We start from the raw sequence: 20,481 nt of genomic DNA on the forward strand, positions 1-20,481 counted from the left end.
GGGGAGGGCTTGAGCCATGCGCCGTATACCCAGCACGCCTCGACCGGGCTGGAAACCGCTCGTCGAGTCGCAGGGGCTGCTCTATGCGACCTGGGAAGAGGACGACGGCACCGAGGTGCCGTACTGGCACGAAGAGGCGTACTACGAGCTGACCCTCGACGAGGTGGACCGGCTCGAGGACGTCACCGAGGAACTGCACGAGATGTCGCTCGCCGCCGCCCGGCACGTGATCGAGCGCGGCGACCTGACCGCGTTCGGCCTGCCCGACGAGGCCCGCGGTTATCTGCGGATCACGCTCGAGGAGGAACACCCGAGCGTCTACGGGCGGTTCGACCTCGCCTGGGGCGGCGACGGCCGCGCGGCCAAGCTGCTCGAATACAACGCGGACACCCCCACCGCGCTGATCGAGGCATCCCTGGTCCAGTGGTACTGGTTGCGCGACTGCTTCCCGGAGCGCGACCAGTGGAACAGCCTGCACGAGCGGCTGGTCCGCACCTGGCGCCGGATCAAGCCCTATCTGCGCTCGGAGACCATGCACTTCGCGCACGTGGAGGGCACCGAGGACGAGGAGGAGTGGCTGCACACCGCCTACCTCCGCGACACCGCGACCGAGGCCGGCCTGACCACCATCGGCCTGGAGGTCGCCGAGATCGGCTGGGACAGCGAGCGGCTGCGCTTCGTCGACCTGGAAGAGCGGGGCATCGACACGATGTTCATGCTCTACCCGTGGGAGGACATGCTCGCCGAGCCGTTCGGGAAGCACCTGATGAGCCATCCCCGCTCGTGCCTGTTCGTCGAACCGGCCTGGAAGGCGATCCTGTCCAACAAGGCGCTGCTCGCGGTGCTGTGGGAGCTGTATCCCGGCCACCCGAACCTGCTGCCCGCCTTCCTGGACTCGCCGCGCGGCATGGAGTCGTATGTGGCCAAGCCGCTGCACGGGCGCGAGGGCGACGCGATCCGCATCGTCACGCCCGCCGGCGAGCACATCCAGCCCGCCGAGGCGTACGGCGACGAGGGCTGGTGCTTCCAGGAGTACGTGCCGCTCCCCGACTTCGACGGCAACAAGCCCGTACTCGGCGCGTGGGTGGTGGACGGGAAGTCCGCGGGCGTCGGCATCCGCGAGTCCAGCGGCCCGGTCACCGACGGGTACGCCCGCTTCCTGCCGCACCTGATCGACGGCCCGGCCCCGGACGAGGACACCCGGCTCGCCTGGCTCGACGAGGACTGACCGGGCACGGCACCGCGCGCACGGTCACCGTGCTTGCACACAGTGACGAACGCCGGCGAATCGGCGAGATCGAAATCGCGCCGCGAATCGTCCGATCATCACTCAGCGTGTTCGATCGGCGATTTCGGGCCGGGCCCGTCGAATCCACCCCGATGCCCGACCGCCGCGCCCGCTCGACGCGGACCGGGTCGGCCCCCGACCCGCCGAGCCCACCGCGTCGACACCCCTTGGCCGACTCTGGCCCGACAGCGGCCCCGACGGCCCCACACGGGCCCTGCGATGCCCTCGGTACCCGGGAATCGATCGGGGTCCTCCCCTGGGCGCCCGCCGGCCGCCGGCGACCTCACGGATCGGCCGGACCGGGGAAAGGTCCGAACCACTGCCGCGAGCGATCACGCGGACGGGCCGCGAACACCAGTGTGACCAAGGTCACTGTTTTGACCGGAGAAGGTTTTCGTCGGCGGCCGGAAATCGACTGTGCATTCTATGTGATATTTTACTGGACGCCGTCATGGATCCGCCGCGAAAGCGGCCGATCGGGCCCCATCGGCACCCCCGGCCCACCGCGTCGCACGCCGCCCCACCGCCGCCGAAAGCGCCGCCCGAACCCCGGGCCGACCGCAGCGCGACACCGACGCGACGCCGGGCCGAGCGGCCCGCGGATCGACACCCTCCGGGCACACAAAAGAGTGCTGCACCGGACCCGGCGGGATCCGGTGCAGCACTCAGGGGAAAAGCTTTCGACGCAGCCCTCAGGCTTCGCTGCGCTGCTGCGGAATGCCCGCGAGCAGGGCGCGGACCTCCACCTCGCGGTAGCGACGGTGTCCGCCGAGCGTGCGGATCGACGTGAGCTTGCCGGCCTTGGCCCAGCGCGTCACCGTCTTGGGGTCGACGCGGAACATGCTGGCAACCTCGGCCGGTGTCAGCAGCGGCTCGGCATCAGGCGTACGAGCGGTCATGAGCGGCCTCCTCGGGAGAACCGAACCAACACGGTTCTTTCTTCAAATTCTGCACCTTGACCCACGATGTCCTAAATAGTTCATGAGGGCCAAGTCGGTTATAGGACGAACGGCTTGTCCTTCACAGTACAAGTACACCATCCGCCGCACCCGGTTGGTCAAACCGCCGGAATTGGCATCCCAGGGTTCAAGCCACGCGATCCCGAAGGACCAGGCATAGCGGACAGTCACCCGACCGTGACGATGAGTCACTCGGGCACGATCGACCCCTCGTGTCCACCCCGTCCCACCAGCAACGAAGTATCCCCGATGACCCGACCCGGCCAGACCGACTACATCTGGTTTGTCCTTTTCATCATATACGAACCATTCGCTGGCGTATGCACCTTGTTGTGAGTCGATCTCCAACAACCTGGAGGGCTGGGAGTCCCACAACTCGAACCAGCAGGTTGAGAGGCTTTCAGATCGCAGGGCGACTGAACACGAAAGAGTGACGACGGTCACGCCGAAACTTCATGAAATGCGGACGCTTACTCAGCTCGCGTGCTCCAGGGCACGTACCGATTGCCAACGCTCCGTAATCCTTCGGTAGGCCGCCGATGCTCGCGCTCCGTCACCGGAACCCAGCGCGGCGATGCCCTCGGCGACGTCCGCGACCGAGTTCTCGGCCGCCGGATCACCCGATCCGAGCAGTCGCACCAGACCGCCGTAGTCCAACTCGACCAGCGCGCGTGGATGGAACTCCTCCAGCCAGCGGCCCACGCTCTCCAGGCCGGTGATCAGCGCCCCGTCCTCGACCGTCTCGCGGAGCACCTTGAGCGCCCTGGCGACCCGACGCCGGGCCTGCACCATCGGCGTGCGGTAGTAGAGCTCGCCGGGCCCCGCCGAGGCGTTCCCGGCCGCGGGCACCAGCACCCGCTCGTCGGGCGCGAACAACACGAACCAGCGCACCGGCACGTGCCACGTGCTGCTGTGGATGTGCGGATGCACGTCGGGGTGCGCGGACTTCCACCGCTCGTGCTCCACGTGCGCCTGGTCGAGCACCATTCGCGGCCAGAACACGTCCAGCACCGTCGCCGGATACTCCCGACGCAGTTCGGCCAGCGCGGTCCAGCAGCGCAGCCGGGTCTGCCGCGGGCAGATCACCGTGACGCCGTCCAGGACGTGTACGTAGGCGTCCTCGCTCTCGTGCGGCGGCGCGATCACCGGAGGGGTGGCCAGGAGGTTCTCCAGGCCGCTCCGGTGCTCCTGCGCGGTCAGCCCGGCGGGCGAGGACGCCTCGGGCGACGCGGAGGGGCCTGCCGGCCGTGTGGCGGCGTAGGCCGCCCACCGCCCGCGTTCCGGCTCGGGAAACGCGGCAAGCGGCTCGTACACCCGCAGGTACGCCGCGTAGGGGGCAACCACCGAAGTCCGCACGAACGCATCTTGGCACGTCGGATGGGCCCCGAGGTGAAGAAGGTCCAACCCGGTGATCCGGACGGGTTCTAGGCTTGAATCGCCGCGCGCACCCGCGCGGCGGAAAGCTCACCACGATCCCATGGAGTCACCACAGTGACCGACAGGATGGATGGCTCGGACGGCACGACGTCGGGCCTGGTGTTCGGCAGGTCGACCGGCCACGAACAGGTCGTCTTCTGCCAGGACCGCGCAAGCGGACTGCGCGCGATCATCGCGATCTACTCCAGTGTCCTGGGACCCGCCCTCGGCGGCACCAGGTTCCACCCCTACGAGACCGAGGAGGAGGCCGTCGCGGACGTCCTCAACCTCTCCCGCGGCATGGCCTACAAGAACGCCCTCGCCGGCCTCGACCACGGCGGCGGCAAGGCGGTGATCATCGGCGACCCGACCCGGGACAAGACCGAGGTGCTGCTGCGCGCCTACGGGCGGTTCGTGCAGTCGCTGGGCGGTCGCTACATCACCGCCTGCGACGTGGGCACCTACGTCGACGACATGGACGTGGTCGCCAAGGAGTGCGCCTACGTCACCGGCCGCTCCCCGGAGAACGGCGGTGCCGGCGACTCGTCCGTGCTGACCGCCTACGGGGTCTTCCAGGGCATGCTGGCCTCCGCCGAGCACCGGTGGGGCACCCCCACGCTGCGCGGGCGGCGGGTGGGCGTTGCGGGCGTCGGCAAGGTCGGCCGGCACCTGGTGGGACACCTGGTCGCGGACGGCGCCTCGGTGGTGATCACCGACGTGGACGAGCGTGCGGTGGCGCACGTACGCCACCAACACCCGGAGGTGGACTTCGCGGCCGACACGGACACCCTGATCCGACTCTCGGACCTGGACGTGTACGCACCGTGCGCGCTCGGTGGTGCGCTCAACGACGACACGGTCCCGGTGCTCACCGCCTCGGTGGTGTGCGGCGCGGCCAACAACCAGCTCGCCCATCCCGGCATCGAGAAGGCGCTCGCGGAGCGCGGCGTGCTCTACGCGCCGGACTACCTGGTGAACTCCGGCGGGGTGATCCAGGTCGCCGACGAGCGGCACGGATTCGACTTCGAGCGGGCCAAGCGCAAGGCCACGGGCATCCGCGCGACGACCGCGAAGATCTTCGCCCTGGCCGACGAGGAGGGGGTGCCACCGGCCCTCGCGGCGGACCGATTGGCCGAGCGACGCATGGCGGATGTGGGCCGCCTGCGTGACATCTACCTCCAAAGCTGACCGACACGGTATCGTCAGACTCGGCAAAGGACCCCAGACCAGGCCCCTGACCAGCCGGAACGGTACAGCCCGGTCGGGGTCCGAGCCCCGCTGTCACCCATGCGACGTACCGTCCGGCAGCGGAAGCAGGTACCGTTAATCCCCTACGGGCCGGTTCTCAAGTGCCATCGAACCGTCCCTGACTATGAACGCGTGTCAAGACCCGGGGCCGTGAGCCCCGTCGTTGAGGGGGTCGAGCCATGGGGCGCGGCCGGGCCAAGGCCAAGCAGACAAAGGTCGCCCGCCAGCTGAAGTACAACAGCGGCGGTACGGATCTGAGCCGTCTGGCTGAAGAGCTGGGCGCGTCGTCGCCAACCGACTTGCCGATCGGCAAGCCTGAGGTTGACGACGACACGAGTGAAGACGAGTTCGACGACCCCTACGCGGGGTACTCGGCTCGTTACAACGATGACGAAGACGAGGAAGACGACGGCCGATCGCGCCATCGTTGACCCCGCGATCTTCGTCGTCGGGCACGGGACGTAACGCCCTCTTCAGCCGGGGCGCCCGTGCACGGTGACACCGCCCGGTCCGGGACCGAGTAGCAGGACTACTCGACCCCGGGCCGTTTGGCGTGTTCGCGAACGCGCCCGCAGTGGCACCGCCGTCCCGATCCGGGACGACGGCCACCGCCGCGGGTGCTTTCGTCATGCCCGGTGATCGCCGGTCAGTACGGCCCGGCCGGAGCCGGTGACGATGTCGCCGAGGATCCAGGCCGGCACCCCGCGCTCGGCGAGCACCGCGAGGGCCGCGTCGGCCGCGTCCGCGGCGACCACCGCGACCATGCCCACGCCCATGTTCAGCGTCTTCTCCAACTCGGCGCGGGCCACGTCGCCGAGCGCGCCGACCAGGCCGAAGATCGGGGCGGGCGTCCAGGTCGAGCGGTCCAGGCGGGCGTCCAGGTGGGCCGGGAGCACCCGCGCGAGGTTGGCCTCCAGGCCGCCGCCGGTGACGTGCGAGTAGGCGTGCACGTCGGTGCGCCGGGCCAGGTCGAGGCAGTCCAGCGAGTAGATCCGGGTCGGTTCGAGCAGTTCCTCGCCGAGCGTGCGGCCCAGCTCCGGGACGTCCCGGTCCAGGCTCCAGCCGGCGAGCGTGAAGAACACGTGCCGGGTCAGCGAGTAGCCGTTCGAGTGCAGGCCGGAGGCGGCCATCGCGATCACCACGTCGCCCTCGCGCACCCGCTCCGCGCCGAGCAGCCCGTCGGCCTCCACGACCCCGGTGCCGGCGCCCGCCACGTCGTACTCGTTCGGGTCGAGCAGGCCGGGGTGCTCGGCCGTCTCGCCGCCGATCAGCGCGCAGCCGGCCAGCACGCAGCCCTCGGCGATGCCCTTGACGATCGCCGCGACGCGCTCGGGAAAGACCTTGCCGGTGGCGATGTAGTCGGTCATGAACAGCGGCTCGGCACCGCACACGACCAGGTCGTCGACGACCATGCCGACCAGGTCGTGGCCGATCGTGTCGTGCTTGTCCATCGCCTGCGCGATGGCGACCTTGGTGCCCACCCCGTCGGTCGCGGTGGCCAGCAGGGGGCGCTCGTACCGCTTGAACGCGGACATGTCGAACAGGCCCGCGAAGCCGCCCAGGCCGCCGACGACCTCGGGCCGGGTGGCCTGGCCGACCCATTGCTTCATCAGGTGCACGGCGCGGTCACCGGCCTCGATGTCGACGCCGGCCGCGGCGTAGGTCGCGGTGTGGGGGGTGGAGGTGGACTGGTCGCTCACGGCGGCGGCCCTTTCGGGTCGGGTCGGTGGATCTCCTCGGCCACCGCTCCGCGCCCCCGCATGGGGGAACGCGACGCGGCGATCCGAAGAAGAGAACTCGGGGACTCGGCTGATCAGGGACGGCGGAGCGCGTCCTCGGCCCCGCCGCCGCCGAGGAGGGCCTGCACGCCGTCCACGTCGGTGCGGACGGTCTGCTCGATGCCTTCGAGGAGGTGCTTGCCCAGCCGCTCGGGGTCGGGCAGTTCGATCGGGTATTCGCCGTCGAAGCAGGCCCGGCACAGCCGGTCCTTGGGGATGGTGGTGGCCTCGACCATCGCGTCGAGCGAGATGTAGGCGAGCGAGTCGGCCCCGAGGGACTTGGCGATCTCGTCGACCGAGAGACCGTTGGCGATCAGCTCGGCCCGGGTGGCGAAGTCGATGCCGAAGAAGCACGGCCACTTCACCGGCGGCGAGGAGATCCGCACGTGCACCTCGGCCGCGCCGGCCTCGCGCAACATCCGCACCAGGGCACGCTGGGTGTTGCCGCGCACGATCGAGTCGTCGACGACGACCAGTCGCTTGCCCTGGATGACCTCGCGCAGCGGGTTGAGCTTGAGCCGGATGCCGAGTTGCCGGATGGTCTGGCTGGGCTGGATGAAGGTCCGGCCCACGTAGGAGTTCTTGACCAGGCCGTTTCCGTACGGGATGCCGGACTGCTCGGCGTAGCCGATCGCGGCCGGGGTGCCCGATTCCGGGGTCGGCATGACCAGGTCGGCGTCGACCGGGTACTCCTGGGCCAGTCGGCGGCCCATCTCGACCCGGGACGCGTAGACGCCGCGGCCGGCGATCGTGGTGTCCGGGCGGGCCAGGTAGACGTACTCGAAGACGCAGCCCTTGGGCTTGGCCTCGGCGAAGCGTCGGGTGCGCAGGCCGTGCTCGTCGACGGCGATCAGCTCGCCCGGCTCGATCTCGCGGATGAACGAGGCTCCGACGATGTCCAGGGCCGCGGTCTCGCTGGCGACCACCCAGCCGCGCTCCAGTCGACCGAGCACGAGGGGCCGGATGCCCTGGGGATCGCGCGCGGCGTAGAGCGTGGTCTCGTCCATGAAGACCAGCGAGAAGGCGCCCTTGACCTCGGGCAACACCTGCATCGCGGTCTGTTCCAGGGACAGGTCCGGGCTGCCGGCCAGGAGCGAGGTCAGCAGATCGGTGTCGCTGCTGGCCTCGATCCGGCCCTGGTACGGGTATTTCAGTTCGCCGCGATCGGGGCCCTGCTCGGCGACCAGACGGGACAGCTCACCCGTGTTGGTGAGGTTTCCGTTGTGGCCGAGCGCGATGCTGCCGGTCGCGGTTGCCCGGAAGGTCGGCTGGGCGTTCTCCCAGACCGACGAACCGGTGGTCGAGTAGCGGGCATGGCCGACGGCCATGTGCCCGCGGAGCGAGCCCAGGGTGGTTTCGTCGAAGACCTGGGAAACCAGGCCCATGTCCTTGAAGACCAGGATCTGGGATCCGTTGCTCACAGCTATGCCGGCGGATTCCGTTCCGCGGTGCTGCAATGCGTAGAGACCGAAGTAGGTGAGTTTTGCGACCTCTTCGCCGGGGGCCCAAACGCCGAAGACGCCGCAGGCATCCTGCGGGCCCTTCTCGCCGGGGAAGAGATCGTGGTTGAGTCGTCCATCGCCACGTGGCACGTGATCGAGTCTACGACAGGGCCGGATCGATCGCGGATCACCCCATCAGTGGCAGGTATCCGGACAAGTCGCTGCGTTCGCCACTGGCCAGCACCCGACCGTCCTCGATCGCGTCCGCCCAGGTCAGGCGGCCGGTGGCGAGGCGGATCCAGGTCCTTGGGTCGGTCTCGACCACGTTGGGCGGAACGCCCCGAGTGTGCCGGGGGCCTGTGACGCACTGCACTACGGCGAACGGCGGGACGCGGACCTCGACCGAGTGGCCGGGCACCCGGGTCGCCAACGCGTCGGCCAGCGCCCGGACCACGGTGCCCAGTGCGTGCCGGTCGTGCGGGAACGGCTCGCCGAGGGCGCGTTCGAGGTCGTCGGCGTGCACGACACCCTCGACCAGGCGGGTGACGAGCATGTCGGCGACGCGCATCGGGCCGATCCGGGTGATGGTGACCCGGGTGTCCGGGACGCCGTCGAGGGCGGCGATCGCGGCGTCCGCGTAGTCGGCGGGGGTGTGGCCGGCCTCCGCCATCTCGTCGGCGAGGGAGGAGATCACCGCGGCGTACGCGGAGGTGCCGTTCGCCCACTGCTCGACGGTGATCACCGGGCCGTTCGGGACCGGCTCGGCGAGCCAGCGCGGCACCGCCTGGATGCTCGCGGCCAGGTGGCCGACCAGGTTGGCGGTGGACCAGCCGGTCAGGTCGGAGGGAGCGGCGAGTTGGGCGGGGGTCAGCCGGGCCGTGACGTCCACGATCGCCCGCCACTGGGCGATCAGGGCGGCACGCACCTTGATCGGGTCGACCTTGCGGGGGCGGGGGGCGGCGGGGCGGCTGGTCATGGGTGCAGGTTAGAGCGCGCGGCCGAGAGCGAGTAGGCGATTCGTTTCTGCACAGATTCGGCGGGTGCTCGCCCGACCCGGCGCCGAATCGGTGACGCTGGGCGCATGAGCAATTACGGGGATCCCGACCGGGTCGACACGATCGCGGCCGAGTTGGCGACGGCCACCGAGCGGGTGCGACCCGGGCCGGTCGTCGCGGCCGACTGGCACGGCGGCGCGGCGGACGCCTTCGCGGTGCGCGCGCAGAGCTGGCGGCGGGAGTGTGCGGCGACCGAGCCGGCCGTGCTCGCGGTGGTCGAGGCGCTGCGGGCGCACGCGGGGGCGATGCGGGCCGCGCTCGCTCGGATCGCGGCCAACGAGCGGGCCGCCCGGGAGGCGGCCGGGCCGGGTGCGCACGAGCACTTTCCGGCCGGCGGCAGCGCGGCCTGGTTGGACGAGCGATGGGCGCCGCGATGAGCGGCGGGTTCGCCGCCGTACCGGGCGCGCTGGTGGCGCTCGCGGGGCGACTGCGCGCGGTCTCCGGGGAGGTGTGGGCGCTGCGCGAGCGCGTCGCGGCGGTCGACGTGGCGGCGAGTCGGCCGCTGGCGCCGCAGACCTTCGAGGCGGTGCGCGCCCGGCTGCGCGAGGCGGTGGAGACGTTGGATCGGGCCGAACGCACCGGGGTGGATCTGGCCGATCGCTTGGCGGAGAACGCGCGGGCGTACACCGAGGTGGACACGGCCGCGGCGACCCGGTTGCTGGACCTGGTCCCGGCCGGCCCGGCTCCCCCGCCGCCGGCCGCCGCCTCGGTCCGGGTCGCCGAACCGCCGTTCACGCTGCCCGAGGTCTACGACGGGCCGGTCACGGTCCGGCCGATCGGCCGCGGTGCGGGGATCACCCGGCTCGCGCCGGTCGCCTCGGTCACACCGGGCTCGGCGGCGGCGTCGAGTGGGGAGGCGATCGTGGCCCGCGCGAAAGGATGGGCCGACCTGCGCCTGGGTTACAGCATGAGCGGGCTGCACGACGGCTACCGCACGGACTGCTCGGGACTGGTCTCGATGGCCTGGGGCCTGCCGCCGCCGGGACTGACCACGGTGACCCTGCCGGAGGTGTCGCACCCGATCGGCCGGGACGACCTACAGCCGGGCGACATCCTGCTGAACACCGCGCCCGGGGCGGCCGGACACACGCTGATCTTCGCCGGGTGGGCCGACGCGGCGCACACGACCTACCACGCGTACGAAGAGAGCGGTGCCAAGGGCGCGCACTACGGCACCGTCCCCTACCCGTACTGGCCGGGGCACGGCACGTTCCGCCCCTATCGGTTGGGGCGGTAGCGCCCGATTCGGGAAACCCGGGAGGCCCGTGCGGTGTGCGTAGGGCACGTCGCACGGGCCTCCCGGGGGTGCTCGGCTCAGCCGAACAGGTTCTTCAGGGTTCCCTCGTGGGCGGCGCGCACCTCATCCAGCGCCACCGTGAAGTGGCCCTGGAAGTCGAGCGTGTCACCGTCGACCACGCCGATCCGGGCGCACGGCAGGCCGCGCACCTTGCACATGTCGGCGAAGCGCAGTTCCTCGCTCCGCGGCACCGCGACGATCGCCCGGCCCGCCGACTCGCTGAACAGCGCGACGGTGGGGTCCAGGTCCTCCGCGAGCACCACACGCGCGCCGTGGCCGCCGGCCAGGCACGCCTCGACCAGGGCCTGGGCCAGGCCGCCGTCGGCGAGGTCGTGCGCGGCGTCGATCATGCCGTCCCGCGAGCCCGCGATCAGGATCTCGGCGAGCAGCCGCTCGCGCTCCAGGTCGACCTTCGGCGGCAGGCCGCCGAGGTGGTCGTGGGCCACCTGGGCCCAGGCCGAGCCGGAGAGTTCCTCGTGCGTGTCGCCCAGGAGCAGGATGATCTGCCCCTCCTCGGCGAAGCCGATCGGCGTGCGCCGCTCGACGTCGTCGATCACCCCGAGCACGCCGACCACCGGTGTCGGGTGGATCGCCGTCTCGCCGGTCTGGTTGTAGAAGGACACGTTGCCGCCGGTCACCGGCGTGCCCAGGATCTGGCACGCGTCCGCGAGACCGCGGGTGGTCTCGGCGAACTGCCACATCACCGCCGGGTCCTCGGGCGAGCCGAAGTTCAGGCAGTCGGTGACGGCCAGCGGCTTGGCGCCGGTGGTGGCCACGTTGCGGTACGCCTCGGCCAGCGCGAGCTGCGCGCCGATGTACGGGTCGAGCTTGCAGAAGCGGCCGTTGCCGTCGGTGGCGAGGGCCACGCCCAGGCCGGTCTCCTCGTCGATCCGGACCATGCCGGAGTCCTCCGGCTGGGCCAGCACGGTGTTGCCGAGCACGTAGCGGTCGTACTGGGCGGTGACCCAGGACTTGTCCGCCAGGTTCGGCGACGCGACGACCTTCAGCAGGGTGGCCTTGAGCTCCTCGGCCGTGCCCGGGCGCGGCAGCCGCTCGGCGGCGTCCGCCTGGAGCGTGTCCTGCCACTGCGGGCGGGCGTACGGACGCTCGTAGACGGGCCCCTCGTGCGCGACCGTGCGCGGCGGCACGTCGACGATCTGCTCGCCGTGCCAGTAGATCTCCAGCCGGTCGCCCTCGGTGACCTCGCCGACGACGGTGGCGATCACGTCCCACTTGTCGCAGATCTCCATGAAGCGGGCCACGTGGGCCGGCTCCACGACCGCGCACATGCGCTCCTGCGACTCGCTCATCAGGATCTCTTCGGGCGAGAGCGTGTGGTCGCGCAGCGGGACGGTGTCCAGCTCGACCCGCATGCCGCCGGAGCCGGCCGAGGCCAGCTCGGAGGTGGCGCAGGACAGGCCCGCGCCGCCGAGGTCCTGGATGCCCGCGACCAGGTGCTCGCGGAACAGCTCCAGGGTGCACTCGATCAGCAGCTTCTCCTGGAACGGGTCGCCGACCTGGACCGCCGGGCGCTTGGCCGGGCCGTCCGCCTCGAAGGTCTCCGAGGCCAGGACCGAGACGCCGCCGATCCCGTCGCCGCCGGTGCGGGCGCCGTACAGGATCACCAGGTTGCCCGCGCCGGACGCCTGCGCGAGGTGGATGTCCTCGTGCTTCATCACGCCCACGCACAGCGCGTTGACCAGCGGGTTGCCCTGGTAGCAGGGGTCGAAGACGACCTCGCCGCCGATGTTGGGCAGGCCCAGGCAGTTGCCGTAGCCGCCGATGCCCGCGACCACGCCGGGCAGCACACGCCGGGTGTCGGGATGCTCGGCCGCGCCGAACCGCAGCGGGTCCATCACCGCGACCGGACGGGCACCCATCGCCAGGATGTCGCGCACGATGCCACCGATGCCGGTCGCGGCGCCCTGGTAGGGCTCCACGTAGGAGGGGTGGTTGTGCGACTCGACCTTGAAGGTCACGGCGTAGCCCTGGCCGACGTCGACGACGCCGGCGTTCTCGCCGATGCCCACGAGCATCGCGTCGTTCTCGGGCATCTTGTCGCCGAACTGGCGCAGGTGCACCTTGCTCGACTTGTACGAACAGTGCTCGGACCACATCACCGAGTACATCGCCAGCTCGGACGAGGTCGGCCGACGGCCGAGGATCTCCCGGATGCGGGTGTACTCGTCCGGCTTGAGGCCGAGTTCGGCGAAGGGCTGCTCGACCTCGGGGTGGTCGAGCGCGTTCTTGACGGTGTCCAGGCTCATCAGGCGTTCACCAGGCGCTTCAGGATCGAGGTGAAGAACGGGAGGCCCTCGGTCGTGGGACCGGTCAGCGGCTCGACCGCGTGCTCGGGGTGCGGCATCAAACCGACCACATTCCCGGCGGCGTTGCTGATCCCGGCGATGTCGCGGCGCGATCCGTTCGGGTTGACGTCGAGGTATCGCGCGATCACGCGGCCCTCGGCCTCCAACATGTCCAGGGTGCGCTCGTCGGCGACGAAACCGCCTTCACCGTTCTTGAGCGGAACGGTGATCTCCTGCCCCTGCGCGAAGTCCGAGGTCCATGCGCTGGACACGTTCTCGATGCGCAACTTTTGATCACGGCAGATGAAGTGCAGGTGATCGTTGCGGGTGAGCGCACCCGGCAGCAGGTGGGATTCGCAAAGAATTTGGAAACCGTTGCAGATGCCCAATACCGGAAGGCCGGCCTGCGCCTGCTCGATCACCGATTCCATCACCGGCGAGAAGCGCGAGATCGCGCCGCAACGCAGGTAGTCACCGTAGGAGAATCCGCCGGGCAGGACGACCGCGTCGACCTGCTGGAGGTTCTTGTCCTTGTGCCACAACGCGACCGGCTCGGCACCGGCGATACGCACCGCACGCAGGGCGTCACGGTCGTCGAGCGAGCCGGGAAAGGTGACGACGCCGACGCGGACCGTCACTTCCCCTCCTCCTCGACGCGGACCACGAAGTCCTCGATCACGGTGTTGGCGAGGAACGACTCGGCGGCTTCGCGGATGCGGGCGAGGGCGGCCTCGTCGACCGGTCCCTCCAGCTCCAGTTCGAAACGCTTGCCTTGGCGGACGTCGGTGATTCCGTCGAATCCCAGCCCCGGCAGCGCGCGCTGCACGGCCTGCCCCTGGGGATCGAGGATTTCCGGCTTGAGCATGACGTCGACGACGACGCGTGCCACAGGCACTCCCACTGTGATGGTTCGGGCCGGGCCGTATCCGGGATACGGGGGTTCGGACCCTGCTGCTGGATCGGGTCGGTCGACGCCGGCACCCGATGGATCGGCGGTATCAGGGTACCGGCCGCCTCCGGGGGACCGCCCCAACGCCAAGTTATCCACAGCTTTGGGGTTGTCCACAGGCGGGTTCGCCGGGCCTTGATGTCAATAAATCGCCTCCAAACGGGCAATGTGCCCCGCCGGGTCGTCCCGGGCGGCCGGGCCGCCCGAATGTTGTCCACAGGCTGTGGATCCAGGGTCGTCCGAGCGACGGACACGCCCGCCCGCGCGCGGCGAGAGGAATATCTCGCGTATCGTGAAAACGAATCGCCGACCGGTAAATTAGCGCTTACCGAACCGAAGAAGAGCGGACCACACCGCGACGGTTCGCGTTTAGCGCTTAGACTCGGCAATGTAGTTTTGTTTTTCGCCTCGGTGCTATCACCCGAGAGGACACCGCCATGGCCCAGCGTGTAGTCGTCAGCCTGCACGACGACATCGACGGAAGCGAGGCCACGGAAACCATCCGTTTCGGCCTCGACGGCAAGTCGTATGAAATCGACCTTTCGGAAGAGCACGTTCAGCAGATGCGGGGCGCGTTGGCGCCTTATCTCGCGGTCGCCCGGCGCACCGCGCGCACGGGAAAGCCGTTCCGGCAGACGACCGTCACCTCCGACCCCGCGGCGGTACGGGCCTGGGCCCGGGCGCGGGGCATGGACGTACCCGCCCGCGGGCGTATCCCGGCCCGCGTCTACGCGGAATTCGAGGCCGCCAACACGGCCAACTGAGGACGCGGCCCACCCGACCCCCGTCCCGCGCCACAGGAGGGACGGGGGGCGGGGCTGCGAAAGAACTTTCCCGGACAAAGCCAGACATCCGTAACGATCCGACTTCGGAGCGTACTTGGCACCTCCGAGGGTCCTATAGAGTTCTCTTGCACCCGGGAAACCGGGGAACACACGCAGGCGTAGCTCAGTGGTAGAGCGCCCCCTTTCCAAGGGGGAGACGCAGTGTTCGATTCCTGTCGCCTGCTCTGCTCGATCCCCCGAACCCGAGGTTGGTGGCAACCACCTCTGCGGATCGGGTAGGGTTGGGACACAACGCGGGGCCGAAACCCCGAGTCGTGCGGACGTGGCTCAGTTGGTAGAGCATCACCTTGCCAAGGTGAGGGTCGCGAGTTCGAATCTCGTCGTCCGCTCCATGCGAAGGCCGGATCACCTGGGTGATCCGGCCTTTTTGCTGTGCGTGGGGCATTCGCGCGGACATGCGGATGGATCGGCACGCGATACCGCCGAACCCCGATGGGTCCGGCGGTATCGGGGATGCCGGTCAGGCCCAGCGCCGGCCGGTCAGCCGTTCGTACGCCTCGACGTACTTCTCGTGCGTACGCCGGACGACCTCCTCGGGCAGGGCGGGCGGCGGGGTGTCCGCCGCGCGGTCCCAGCCGGACTCGGGCGAGGCCAGCCAGTCGCGCACGTACTGCTTGTCGAAGGACGGCTGGGCGTGCCCGGGCTGCCATTCGTCGGCCGGCCAAAAGCGCGACGAGTCGGGCGTGAGCACCTCGTCGGCCAGCACGAGGCGGCCCTGCGGGTCGAAGCCGAACTCGAACTTGGTGTCGGCCAGGATGATCCCGCGCTCGCGGGCGATGTCCCTGGCCCGGCCGTAGACGGCCAGCGTGGCCCGGCGCAGCGTGTCGGCCAGCTCGGCGCCGTGGTGCTCGGCGACGTACTCGTACGAGACGTTCTCGTCGTGCTCGCCGACCTCGGCCTTGGTGGCCGGGGTGAAGATCGGCGCGGGCAGTTCGGAGCCGTCGGTCAGGCCCTCGGGCAGCGTGATCCCGCACACCGTGCGCTCGGCGCGGTATTCCGCCAGACCGGATCCGGCCAGGTAGCCGCGCGCGACGCACTCGACCGGCACCATGTCCAGGCGCCGGCACACCAGCGCGCGACCGGCCCAGTCGGCGGGGGCGCCGGCCGGTACCTCGGTGGAGATCACGTGGTTGGGATACAGATCCGCGAGCAGTTCGAACCACCACAGCGACATGCTGGTGAGGATCCGGCCCTTCTCCGGGATCTCCGGGTCCAGGACCCAGTCGAAGGCCGACATCCGGTTGCTCGCCACCATCACGAGGTTGCCCTCGGCGTCGGTGTACAGATCACGCACCTTGCCGGTGTGGATGTGGGTCAGGCCGGGAACCTCGACCGGCTCGGGCTTGGTGACGAATCCGCTCACTGAAACCAGCACTTTCTCGGGTCGTGGACTCGCCGCGTCTGCGCCCGGGCGAGGCGAGCCGAGTCTTTCACGGCCCCGGTCGAGGCCGGTATGCGCGGGCTTGGGTGGGGGCGTGCCGGACACGGCCTAGGCGGCCGAGCCGCCCGGGTGGACCGGTTCGCGGGTGGGGATGCCGATGCGGGCCAGCCAGGTGCGCAGCGGGGCGTCGTTGCCCTCGTCGACGGCGCGGGTGATCAGCGTCGCCAGGTCGACCGCCCGGCCCGCCCCGTCGACCAGGACCGGGCCGTCCAGCCAGTCCACCGCCGGGCGCATCCGACCGGTGTCCAGGGCCGCGCAGGCGACCACCGCGAACAGGTGCTCGGCGGCCTTGCGGCGGCCCTCGTCCGGATCCCGGCGCAGCACCGCCAGCGCGTCGTCGACCGGGGCCGCGAACGCCTCGGCCCGGGCCCGCCAGACCGGCTCGATGACCGCCTGCGGGTAGTCCGTCCAGCGGACCGGGTCCGGGGTCGGGTTGTCCGCGAAGATGCCCGCCGCGAGGCGGGAGATCTCGCCGTCCATGCCGACCGGGTCGACGAGCAGGTCGCTGGCGGGCCGCTCGGCCAACCGCGCCCCGAAGGCGTCCGCGAGTTTGTCCCGCCGGGACAGCTCGGTCAGCGCCGACACCACGCCCGCCATCAGCGCGTCCGGGCGGCGCCCGATCGTCCAGGCGGGGGCCGCGAGCCGGGTCAGCAGCCGGTCCCAGCCCGCGTAGGCCAGGCCGACCTGTTCGTGCGCGGCGGCGCGCAGCTCCGGCTCCAGCGGGATGGCCAGTGCCGCCGCGCCGACCGCGATCTCGCGTTCCATCAGCTCGGCGTGCCCCTGGCACAGGCCCAGCAGTTGGCGGGCGAACGCGCGGGAGACGCGGCGTGCCGGGCGCAGCGGGAGCGGGCCCGGTGGACGGCGCACATCGGCGACGGCGTCCAGCCTGCGCACCCAGCGCCGGGCGCCCGCGACGGCCGGTTCGGCGGATGCCTCGGTGCCCGCCACGACCGGGGCGAGCAGGGCGCGCAGCTCGCCCACCCGCAACCACCACAGGAACGGTGCGCCGATCACCAGCACGGTGCGTCGGGCCCGTCGGGGATCGGGTTCCAGCCAACTGTCACATTCCGGGCACAACCGGATGCCGTCGGGCGTCGGGACGCGCAGTTCCTCGGCCAGTTCGCGCACCATCGTGTGCAGTTCGGGGGCGTCCCCGGGGTCCAGCGTGATCGCCGGGACACCGGTCCTGCGCACCAGCGCGAGGTCGAGCGCGACCCAGGCGAGCACGGTCACCAGGGCCACCGCCGAGACGGCGAGCAGCGTTCCCGGGGCGCTTGCGCCGTAGCTGCGCGAAGCGCCGTACAGCAGCAGGCCGGCGGCCGTGAGCGCGGCCAGAACGGCGCCGTTGCGCACCCACAGCACGGCGCGCGCCCGTGCGCGCGCCTCGGCCAGCGCCAGTGGTTCGGCCGACTCGCCCACACGCATCGCCCCCATCCGATCCTGGATCCGGGGATCACTCGTCCGGGTCGTCGGTCACGACCCGCGGTGCTCGCACGATAATGCGACGAGTTCCGGTGTTCAGCCCCTTCGGGCCGAACACCATCCCTGCGAGTGAGATCCGGGGCCGGACGGCTGCGTGTGTTCGAGCCGACCGGTGAGGACTGCGAACGGCCGAATTCAGCCGTTCGCGACCCCGCCGGCGACGCTGATCTCGCCGCGGATCGCCTTGGCGGCGATGTCGGTGCGATGGTGCGAGCCGGGCAGGCCGATCAGCGCGACACCCTCGTAGGCGCGTTCGCGGGCCTGTTCCAGGGTCGCACCGGTCCCGGTCACCGAGAGCACCCGGCCGCCGGAGGACAACACCTCGTCGCCCTCGCCGCGGCGGGTGCCGCCGTGCAGGACGTAGGTGTGCGCGAGCTTGGCCACCTCGGCCAGGCCCTTGATCGGGTCGCCGGTACGCGGGGTGGCCGGGTAGTTCTCCGCGGCCACCACGACGGTCACCGCGGCGCCCTCGTGCCAGCGCAGCGGCTCCAGCTCGCCCAGGCGGCCGGTGGCGGACGCGTGCAGCACGCCGGCCAGCGGGGTGGCCAGGCTCGCCAGCACAACCTGGGTCTCCGGGTCGCCGAAGCGGCAGTTGTACTCGATCACGCGCGGGCCGCGCGAGGTCAGCGCCAGGCCGATGAACAGCACGCCCGAGAACGGGGTGCCCCGGCGGCGCATCTCGTCCACGGTGGGCTGGGCGACGGTGCGCACCAGGTCCTCGGTCAGGCCCTCGGGGGCCCACGGGAGCGGGGTGTAGGCGCCCATGCCGCCGGTGTTGGGACCGGCGTCGTCGTTGCCGACCCGCTTGAAATCCTGGGCGGGCTGCAGGGCCACCACGTCGTTGCCGTCGCACAGCACGAACAGCGAGACCTCGGGGCCGTCCAGGAACTCCTCGATCACCACCCGGTCGCAGGACGCTGCGTGCGCGCGGGCGACGTCGAGGTCGTCGGTGACCACGACGCCCTTGCCGGCGGCGAGGCCGTCGTCCTTGACCACGTACGGCGGCCCGAACGCGTCCAGCGCGTGCTCGGCCTCCTCGGGGGTGGTGCACACGTAGCTGCGCGCGGTGGGCACGCCGGCCGCGGCCATCACCTCCTTGGCGAACGCCTTGGAGCCTTCCAGCCGGGCGGCCGTGCCGGACGGGCCGAAGCAGTCGATGCCGCGGGCACGCACGGCGTCCGCGACCCCGGCGACCAGCGGCGCCTCGGGGCCGACGACGACGAGGTCGACGCCGAGCCGCTGCGCGAGGTCGGCCACGTCCCCGGCGTTGAGGGCGTCGACCTGGCGCAGCTCGGCCACCTGGGCGATGCCGGCGTTGCCGGGCGCGCAGTAGACGGCGGAGACCGCGGAGTCGAGGGAGAGCGAGCGGCACAGCGCGTGCTCACGGGCACCGCTGCCAATCACGAGGACCTTCACACCGGCAGCCTAGTGGGGTGCGCCACGAGCACCGAACTCAGGCGAAGACCACCATCGCGCCCAGCGTCACGCTCTCCTGCGCGGCGGCGTACAAAGTCGCCCACACGAAGCGCTCGCGGGCGAACGGCGCGCCGTCGTAGGTGGGCGTGGGGCGGGGCGGGTCGAGCAGGTCCACGCCGATGTAGGGGGCCAGGTCCTCCAGCTCGCGCAGCATCCCCAGGCTGGAGCCCAACGGGCCGCCGTCCTCGGGCAGCGGATCGTCCATCAGCGGCTGCGGGAAGTCGACCGGCAGGTAGGCGCCCGCGTGGTCGTAGTGCCAGACCAGGTGGGAGAACTGGGCGGCGGCCTCGAAGGTCTCCAGGAGGCGGTCGTAGTCCTCGCCGAGCTGCTCCACCGGGGTGACCGGGAACCCCGTGCGGTGCAGCAGGTAGGCGCGCCGCAGGTAGTGCAGCGATTCGTGGTCGAACGCGCCCGCCAACCGCACCTCGGCGGTACCCGGCTGCCACGTGCGCACCGGCACCGCCGGCAGGCCGTTGCCGACGAGCGCGGCGTCGTAGGCGGCCAGTTCGTCGCGGAACGGATTCTCCGGGTTGTGACACAGCGCGTCCACCAACGGAACGAGCCAGACGTCGCAATCCACGGTGCAGCTCCCGGTCTTGTCGGTGCGGGTGGCGGGTCAGGGCGCCACCGTACCGTCCTGGGGCAGGGCGATCGTCAGCGCGCGTCCGCCAGTTCGCGGGCGAGCCGGCGACCGACCGAGGTGTAGTCGCGCATCAGCGCCATCGCCGCCTCCGCGTCGCGCCGCGCGACCCGGTCGGCGAGTTCGCGGTAGCGGCCCCAGCCGGACGCGGTCGGCGGTGCGTCGCGCAGGTAGGGAACGATGTACATCCAGGCTTGGACCCGCAGCACGGCGAGCACGTCCGCGAGTCGGCGATTGCCGCTCCAGCGCCCGAGTTCGCCGAAGAAACGGCGATCGAGCAGGGCCACCTCGGACACGTCGCCGTTCCAGCGCGCGGCGTCGAGTCGATCGCCGAGCGCGCGCAGCGTGGGCATCGCCTCCTCCGGCGCGGTGCGCGCGACCCGGCCGATCAGCGGCACGCCGAGCAGTCGACGCGACTCGACGATCTCGGCGAAGTCGGTCCAGGTGAAGGTGCACACCTGGAAGCCTCGGTGGTGGCCGCCGAGCAGCAGCCCCTGCGCGGCCAGTTGGATCAGCGATTCCCGTACGGGGGTTGCCGAGACGCCGAAGCGTTGTGCGGTCTCGTTGACGGTGAGCGAGGTACCGGCCGGAAGCCGCCCGGTCACCAGGTCGTCGCTGAGCACCTCGGCGATCTCCTGGCGCAGGCTGATCCGCCGCAACGGGGCGCTCGCGCCGATCGGATCGGCGCCGAGAAGCAGGCCGCCGTCTAAAACACTGCCCTGTGCCGACTGCACGCGGTCTCTTCCCGCCGGCCGTCGACGCCGTCGCGCCGACGGGCATCCGTGCGATCAAGTCGATCGCGTCGATCATATGAACGGATATCCGATTTGGGGAGCAACGTGCCCATCCGATTTCGCCC

General features: G+C 70.9%; 19 protein-coding genes and 2 tRNA genes. 8 read left to right on the plus strand and 13 right to left on the minus strand.

Translation table 11 applies throughout. The features are described 5' to 3' along the window. The first annotated feature begins 16 nt into the window (after window positions 1-16). The gene (locus tag ABZ374_RS18290) at window positions 17-1,228 is read left to right on the plus strand and encodes a glutathionylspermidine synthase family protein (RefSeq protein ID WP_360312110.1); all 1,212 of its coding nucleotides are present in this window, start codon (window positions 17-19) and stop codon (window positions 1,226-1,228) included. Window positions 1,229-1,980: 752 nt separating this feature from the next. On the opposite strand, the gene bldC is transcribed toward ABZ374_RS18290, so the two are convergent. Both bldC and ABZ374_RS18300 read right to left on the minus strand, forming a co-directional pair. Next, entirely contained in the window at window positions 1,981-2,187 is a 207-nt protein-coding gene (gene bldC, locus ABZ374_RS18295; RefSeq protein WP_020555617.1) for a developmental transcriptional regulator BldC, read from the minus strand. Window positions 2,188-2,721: 534 nt separating this feature from the next. After that, a complete protein-coding gene (locus ABZ374_RS18300) occupies window positions 2,722-3,603 on the minus strand; it encodes a hypothetical protein (protein WP_360312113.1) in 882 nt (293 codons plus the stop codon). 147 nt (window positions 3,604-3,750) lie between these two features. On the opposite strand from ABZ374_RS18300, the gene ABZ374_RS18305 reads away from it, so the two are divergent. Next, window positions 3,751-4,851, plus strand: coding sequence for a Glu/Leu/Phe/Val dehydrogenase dimerization domain-containing protein (locus ABZ374_RS18305; RefSeq protein WP_360312199.1), 1,101 nt, complete (start codon window positions 3,751-3,753; stop codon window positions 4,849-4,851). Window positions 4,852-5,090: 239 nt separating this feature from the next. After that, window positions 5,091-5,342 (plus strand): DUF3073 domain-containing protein, encoded by a 252-nt coding sequence (locus ABZ374_RS18310; protein ID WP_020555620.1) that lies wholly within the window; start codon window positions 5,091-5,093, stop codon window positions 5,340-5,342. Window positions 5,343-5,537: 195 nt separating this feature from the next. Here the strand turns inward: ABZ374_RS18310 and purM are convergent, their stop codons facing one another. From purM to ABZ374_RS18325, 3 genes are all read right to left on the minus strand, one after another. Then, complete coding sequence (purM, locus tag ABZ374_RS18315) at window positions 5,538-6,611, minus strand: phosphoribosylformylglycinamidine cyclo-ligase (RefSeq protein ID WP_360312115.1); 1,074 nt, start codon at window positions 6,609-6,611, stop codon at window positions 5,538-5,540. A gap of 113 nt (window positions 6,612-6,724) precedes the next feature. After that, on the minus strand, window positions 6,725-8,281 hold the full coding sequence (gene purF / locus ABZ374_RS18320; protein WP_360312117.1) for an amidophosphoribosyltransferase: 1,557 nt from the start codon (window positions 8,279-8,281) through the stop codon (window positions 6,725-6,727). A gap of 37 nt (window positions 8,282-8,318) precedes the next feature. Further along, window positions 8,319-9,107: a sterol carrier family protein gene (locus ABZ374_RS18325; RefSeq protein WP_360312119.1), complete on the minus strand. Its 789-nt coding sequence runs from the start codon at window positions 9,105-9,107 to the stop codon at window positions 8,319-8,321. 105 nt (window positions 9,108-9,212) lie between these two features. On the opposite strand from ABZ374_RS18325, the gene ABZ374_RS18330 reads away from it, so the two are divergent. Together ABZ374_RS18330 and ABZ374_RS18335 are read left to right on the plus strand one after the other, a co-directional pair. After that, window positions 9,213-9,563: a hypothetical protein gene (locus ABZ374_RS18330; RefSeq protein ID WP_360312121.1), complete on the plus strand. Its 351-nt coding sequence runs from the start codon at window positions 9,213-9,215 to the stop codon at window positions 9,561-9,563. Then, window positions 9,548-10,423, plus strand: coding sequence for a hypothetical protein (locus ABZ374_RS18335; protein ID WP_360312123.1), 876 nt, complete (start codon window positions 9,548-9,550; stop codon window positions 10,421-10,423). The genes ABZ374_RS18330 and ABZ374_RS18335 overlap by 16 nt, the downstream gene beginning before the upstream one ends. 77 nt (window positions 10,424-10,500) lie before the next feature. Here the strand turns inward: ABZ374_RS18335 and purL are convergent, their stop codons facing one another. From purL to purS, 3 genes are read right to left on the minus strand one after another with little or no spacing between them, the layout of a single operon-like run. Further along, window positions 10,501-12,750 (minus strand): phosphoribosylformylglycinamidine synthase subunit PurL, encoded by a 2,250-nt coding sequence (gene purL, locus ABZ374_RS18340; RefSeq protein WP_360312125.1) that lies wholly within the window; start codon window positions 12,748-12,750, stop codon window positions 10,501-10,503. Next, window positions 12,750-13,427 carry a phosphoribosylformylglycinamidine synthase subunit PurQ gene (gene purQ, locus ABZ374_RS18345; RefSeq protein WP_360312127.1) on the minus strand — a complete coding sequence of 226 codons (678 nt, stop codon included), beginning with the start codon at window positions 13,425-13,427 and terminating at the stop codon, window positions 12,750-12,752. The genes purL and purQ overlap by 1 nt, the downstream gene beginning before the upstream one ends. After that, window positions 13,424-13,678 (minus strand): phosphoribosylformylglycinamidine synthase subunit PurS, encoded by a 255-nt coding sequence (purS, locus tag ABZ374_RS18350; RefSeq protein ID WP_360312129.1) that lies wholly within the window; start codon window positions 13,676-13,678, stop codon window positions 13,424-13,426. The genes purQ and purS overlap by 4 nt, the downstream gene beginning before the upstream one ends. A 497-nt stretch (window positions 13,679-14,175) precedes the next feature. Here purS and ABZ374_RS18355 point away from each other — a divergent pair, with 497 nt between their 5' ends. The 3 genes from ABZ374_RS18355 (at window position 14,176) to ABZ374_RS18365 (ending at window position 14,915) form a co-directional block, all read left to right on the plus strand. Next, on the plus strand, window positions 14,176-14,502 hold the full coding sequence (locus tag ABZ374_RS18355; RefSeq protein ID WP_360312131.1) for an Lsr2 family protein: 327 nt from the start codon (window positions 14,176-14,178) through the stop codon (window positions 14,500-14,502). A gap of 173 nt (window positions 14,503-14,675) precedes the next feature. Next, window positions 14,676-14,747 (plus strand) — tRNA-Gly (locus ABZ374_RS18360). A gap of 92 nt (window positions 14,748-14,839) precedes the next feature. Further along, window positions 14,840-14,915: transfer RNA gene (locus tag ABZ374_RS18365), tRNA-Gly, on the plus strand. Between the two features lie 128 nt (window positions 14,916-15,043). On the opposite strand, the gene ABZ374_RS18370 is transcribed toward ABZ374_RS18365, so the two are convergent. The 5 genes from ABZ374_RS18370 to ABZ374_RS18390 all read right to left on the minus strand — a co-directional run bounded on the left by ABZ374_RS18370 (window position 15,044) and on the right by ABZ374_RS18390 (window position 20,356). Beyond that, on the minus strand, window positions 15,044-15,946 hold the full coding sequence (locus tag ABZ374_RS18370) for a phosphoribosylaminoimidazolesuccinocarboxamide synthase (RefSeq protein WP_360312133.1): 903 nt from the start codon (window positions 15,944-15,946) through the stop codon (window positions 15,044-15,046). A 126-nt stretch (window positions 15,947-16,072) separates the two neighbouring features. After that, complete coding sequence (locus tag ABZ374_RS18375; RefSeq protein ID WP_360312135.1) at window positions 16,073-17,449, minus strand: hypothetical protein; 1,377 nt, start codon at window positions 17,447-17,449, stop codon at window positions 16,073-16,075. A gap of 192 nt (window positions 17,450-17,641) precedes the next feature. After that, window positions 17,642-18,922, minus strand: coding sequence for a phosphoribosylamine--glycine ligase (gene purD / locus ABZ374_RS18380; protein WP_360312137.1), 1,281 nt, complete (start codon window positions 18,920-18,922; stop codon window positions 17,642-17,644). Between the two features lie 37 nt (window positions 18,923-18,959). Then, window positions 18,960-19,562: a hypothetical protein gene (locus tag ABZ374_RS18385; RefSeq protein WP_355545100.1), complete on the minus strand. Its 603-nt coding sequence runs from the start codon at window positions 19,560-19,562 to the stop codon at window positions 18,960-18,962. Between the two features lie 74 nt (window positions 19,563-19,636). Further along, window positions 19,637-20,356, minus strand: a complete 720-nt coding sequence (locus tag ABZ374_RS18390) for a GntR family transcriptional regulator (protein ID WP_360312140.1) — start codon at window positions 20,354-20,356, stop codon at window positions 19,637-19,639. Window positions 20,357-20,481: the final 125 nt, after the last annotated feature.

The organism is Embleya sp. NPDC005971, assembly GCF_040629175.1.
GTDB lineage: Bacteria > Actinomycetota > Actinomycetes > Streptomycetales > Streptomycetaceae > Embleya.

Bases quoted from the DNA above. Each gene is read 5' to 3' on its own strand.
- ABZ374_RS18290 (WP_360312110.1), top strand. From the start codon at position 17: ATGCGCCGTATACCCAGCACGCCTCGACCGGGCTGGAAACCGCTCGTC.
- bldC (WP_020555617.1), bottom strand. From the start codon at position 2,187: ATGACCGCTCGTACGCCTGATGCCGAGCCGCTGCTGACACCGGCCGAG.
- ABZ374_RS18305 (WP_360312199.1), top strand. From the start codon at position 3,751: ATGGATGGCTCGGACGGCACGACGTCGGGCCTGGTGTTCGGCAGGTCG.
- ABZ374_RS18310 (WP_020555620.1), top strand. From the start codon at position 5,091: ATGGGGCGCGGCCGGGCCAAGGCCAAGCAGACAAAGGTCGCCCGCCAG.
- ABZ374_RS18325 (WP_360312119.1), bottom strand. From the start codon at position 9,107: ATGACCAGCCGCCCCGCCGCCCCCCGCCCCCGCAAGGTCGACCCGATC.
- ABZ374_RS18330 (WP_360312121.1), top strand. From the start codon at position 9,213: ATGAGCAATTACGGGGATCCCGACCGGGTCGACACGATCGCGGCCGAG.
- ABZ374_RS18335 (WP_360312123.1), top strand. From the start codon at position 9,548: ATGGGCGCCGCGATGAGCGGCGGGTTCGCCGCCGTACCGGGCGCGCTG.
- purL (WP_360312125.1), bottom strand. From the start codon at position 12,750: ATGAGCCTGGACACCGTCAAGAACGCGCTCGACCACCCCGAGGTCGAG.
- ABZ374_RS18355 (WP_360312131.1), top strand. From the start codon at position 14,176: ATGGCCCAGCGTGTAGTCGTCAGCCTGCACGACGACATCGACGGAAGC.
- ABZ374_RS18375 (WP_360312135.1), bottom strand. From the start codon at position 17,449: ATGCGTGTGGGCGAGTCGGCCGAACCACTGGCGCTGGCCGAGGCGCGC.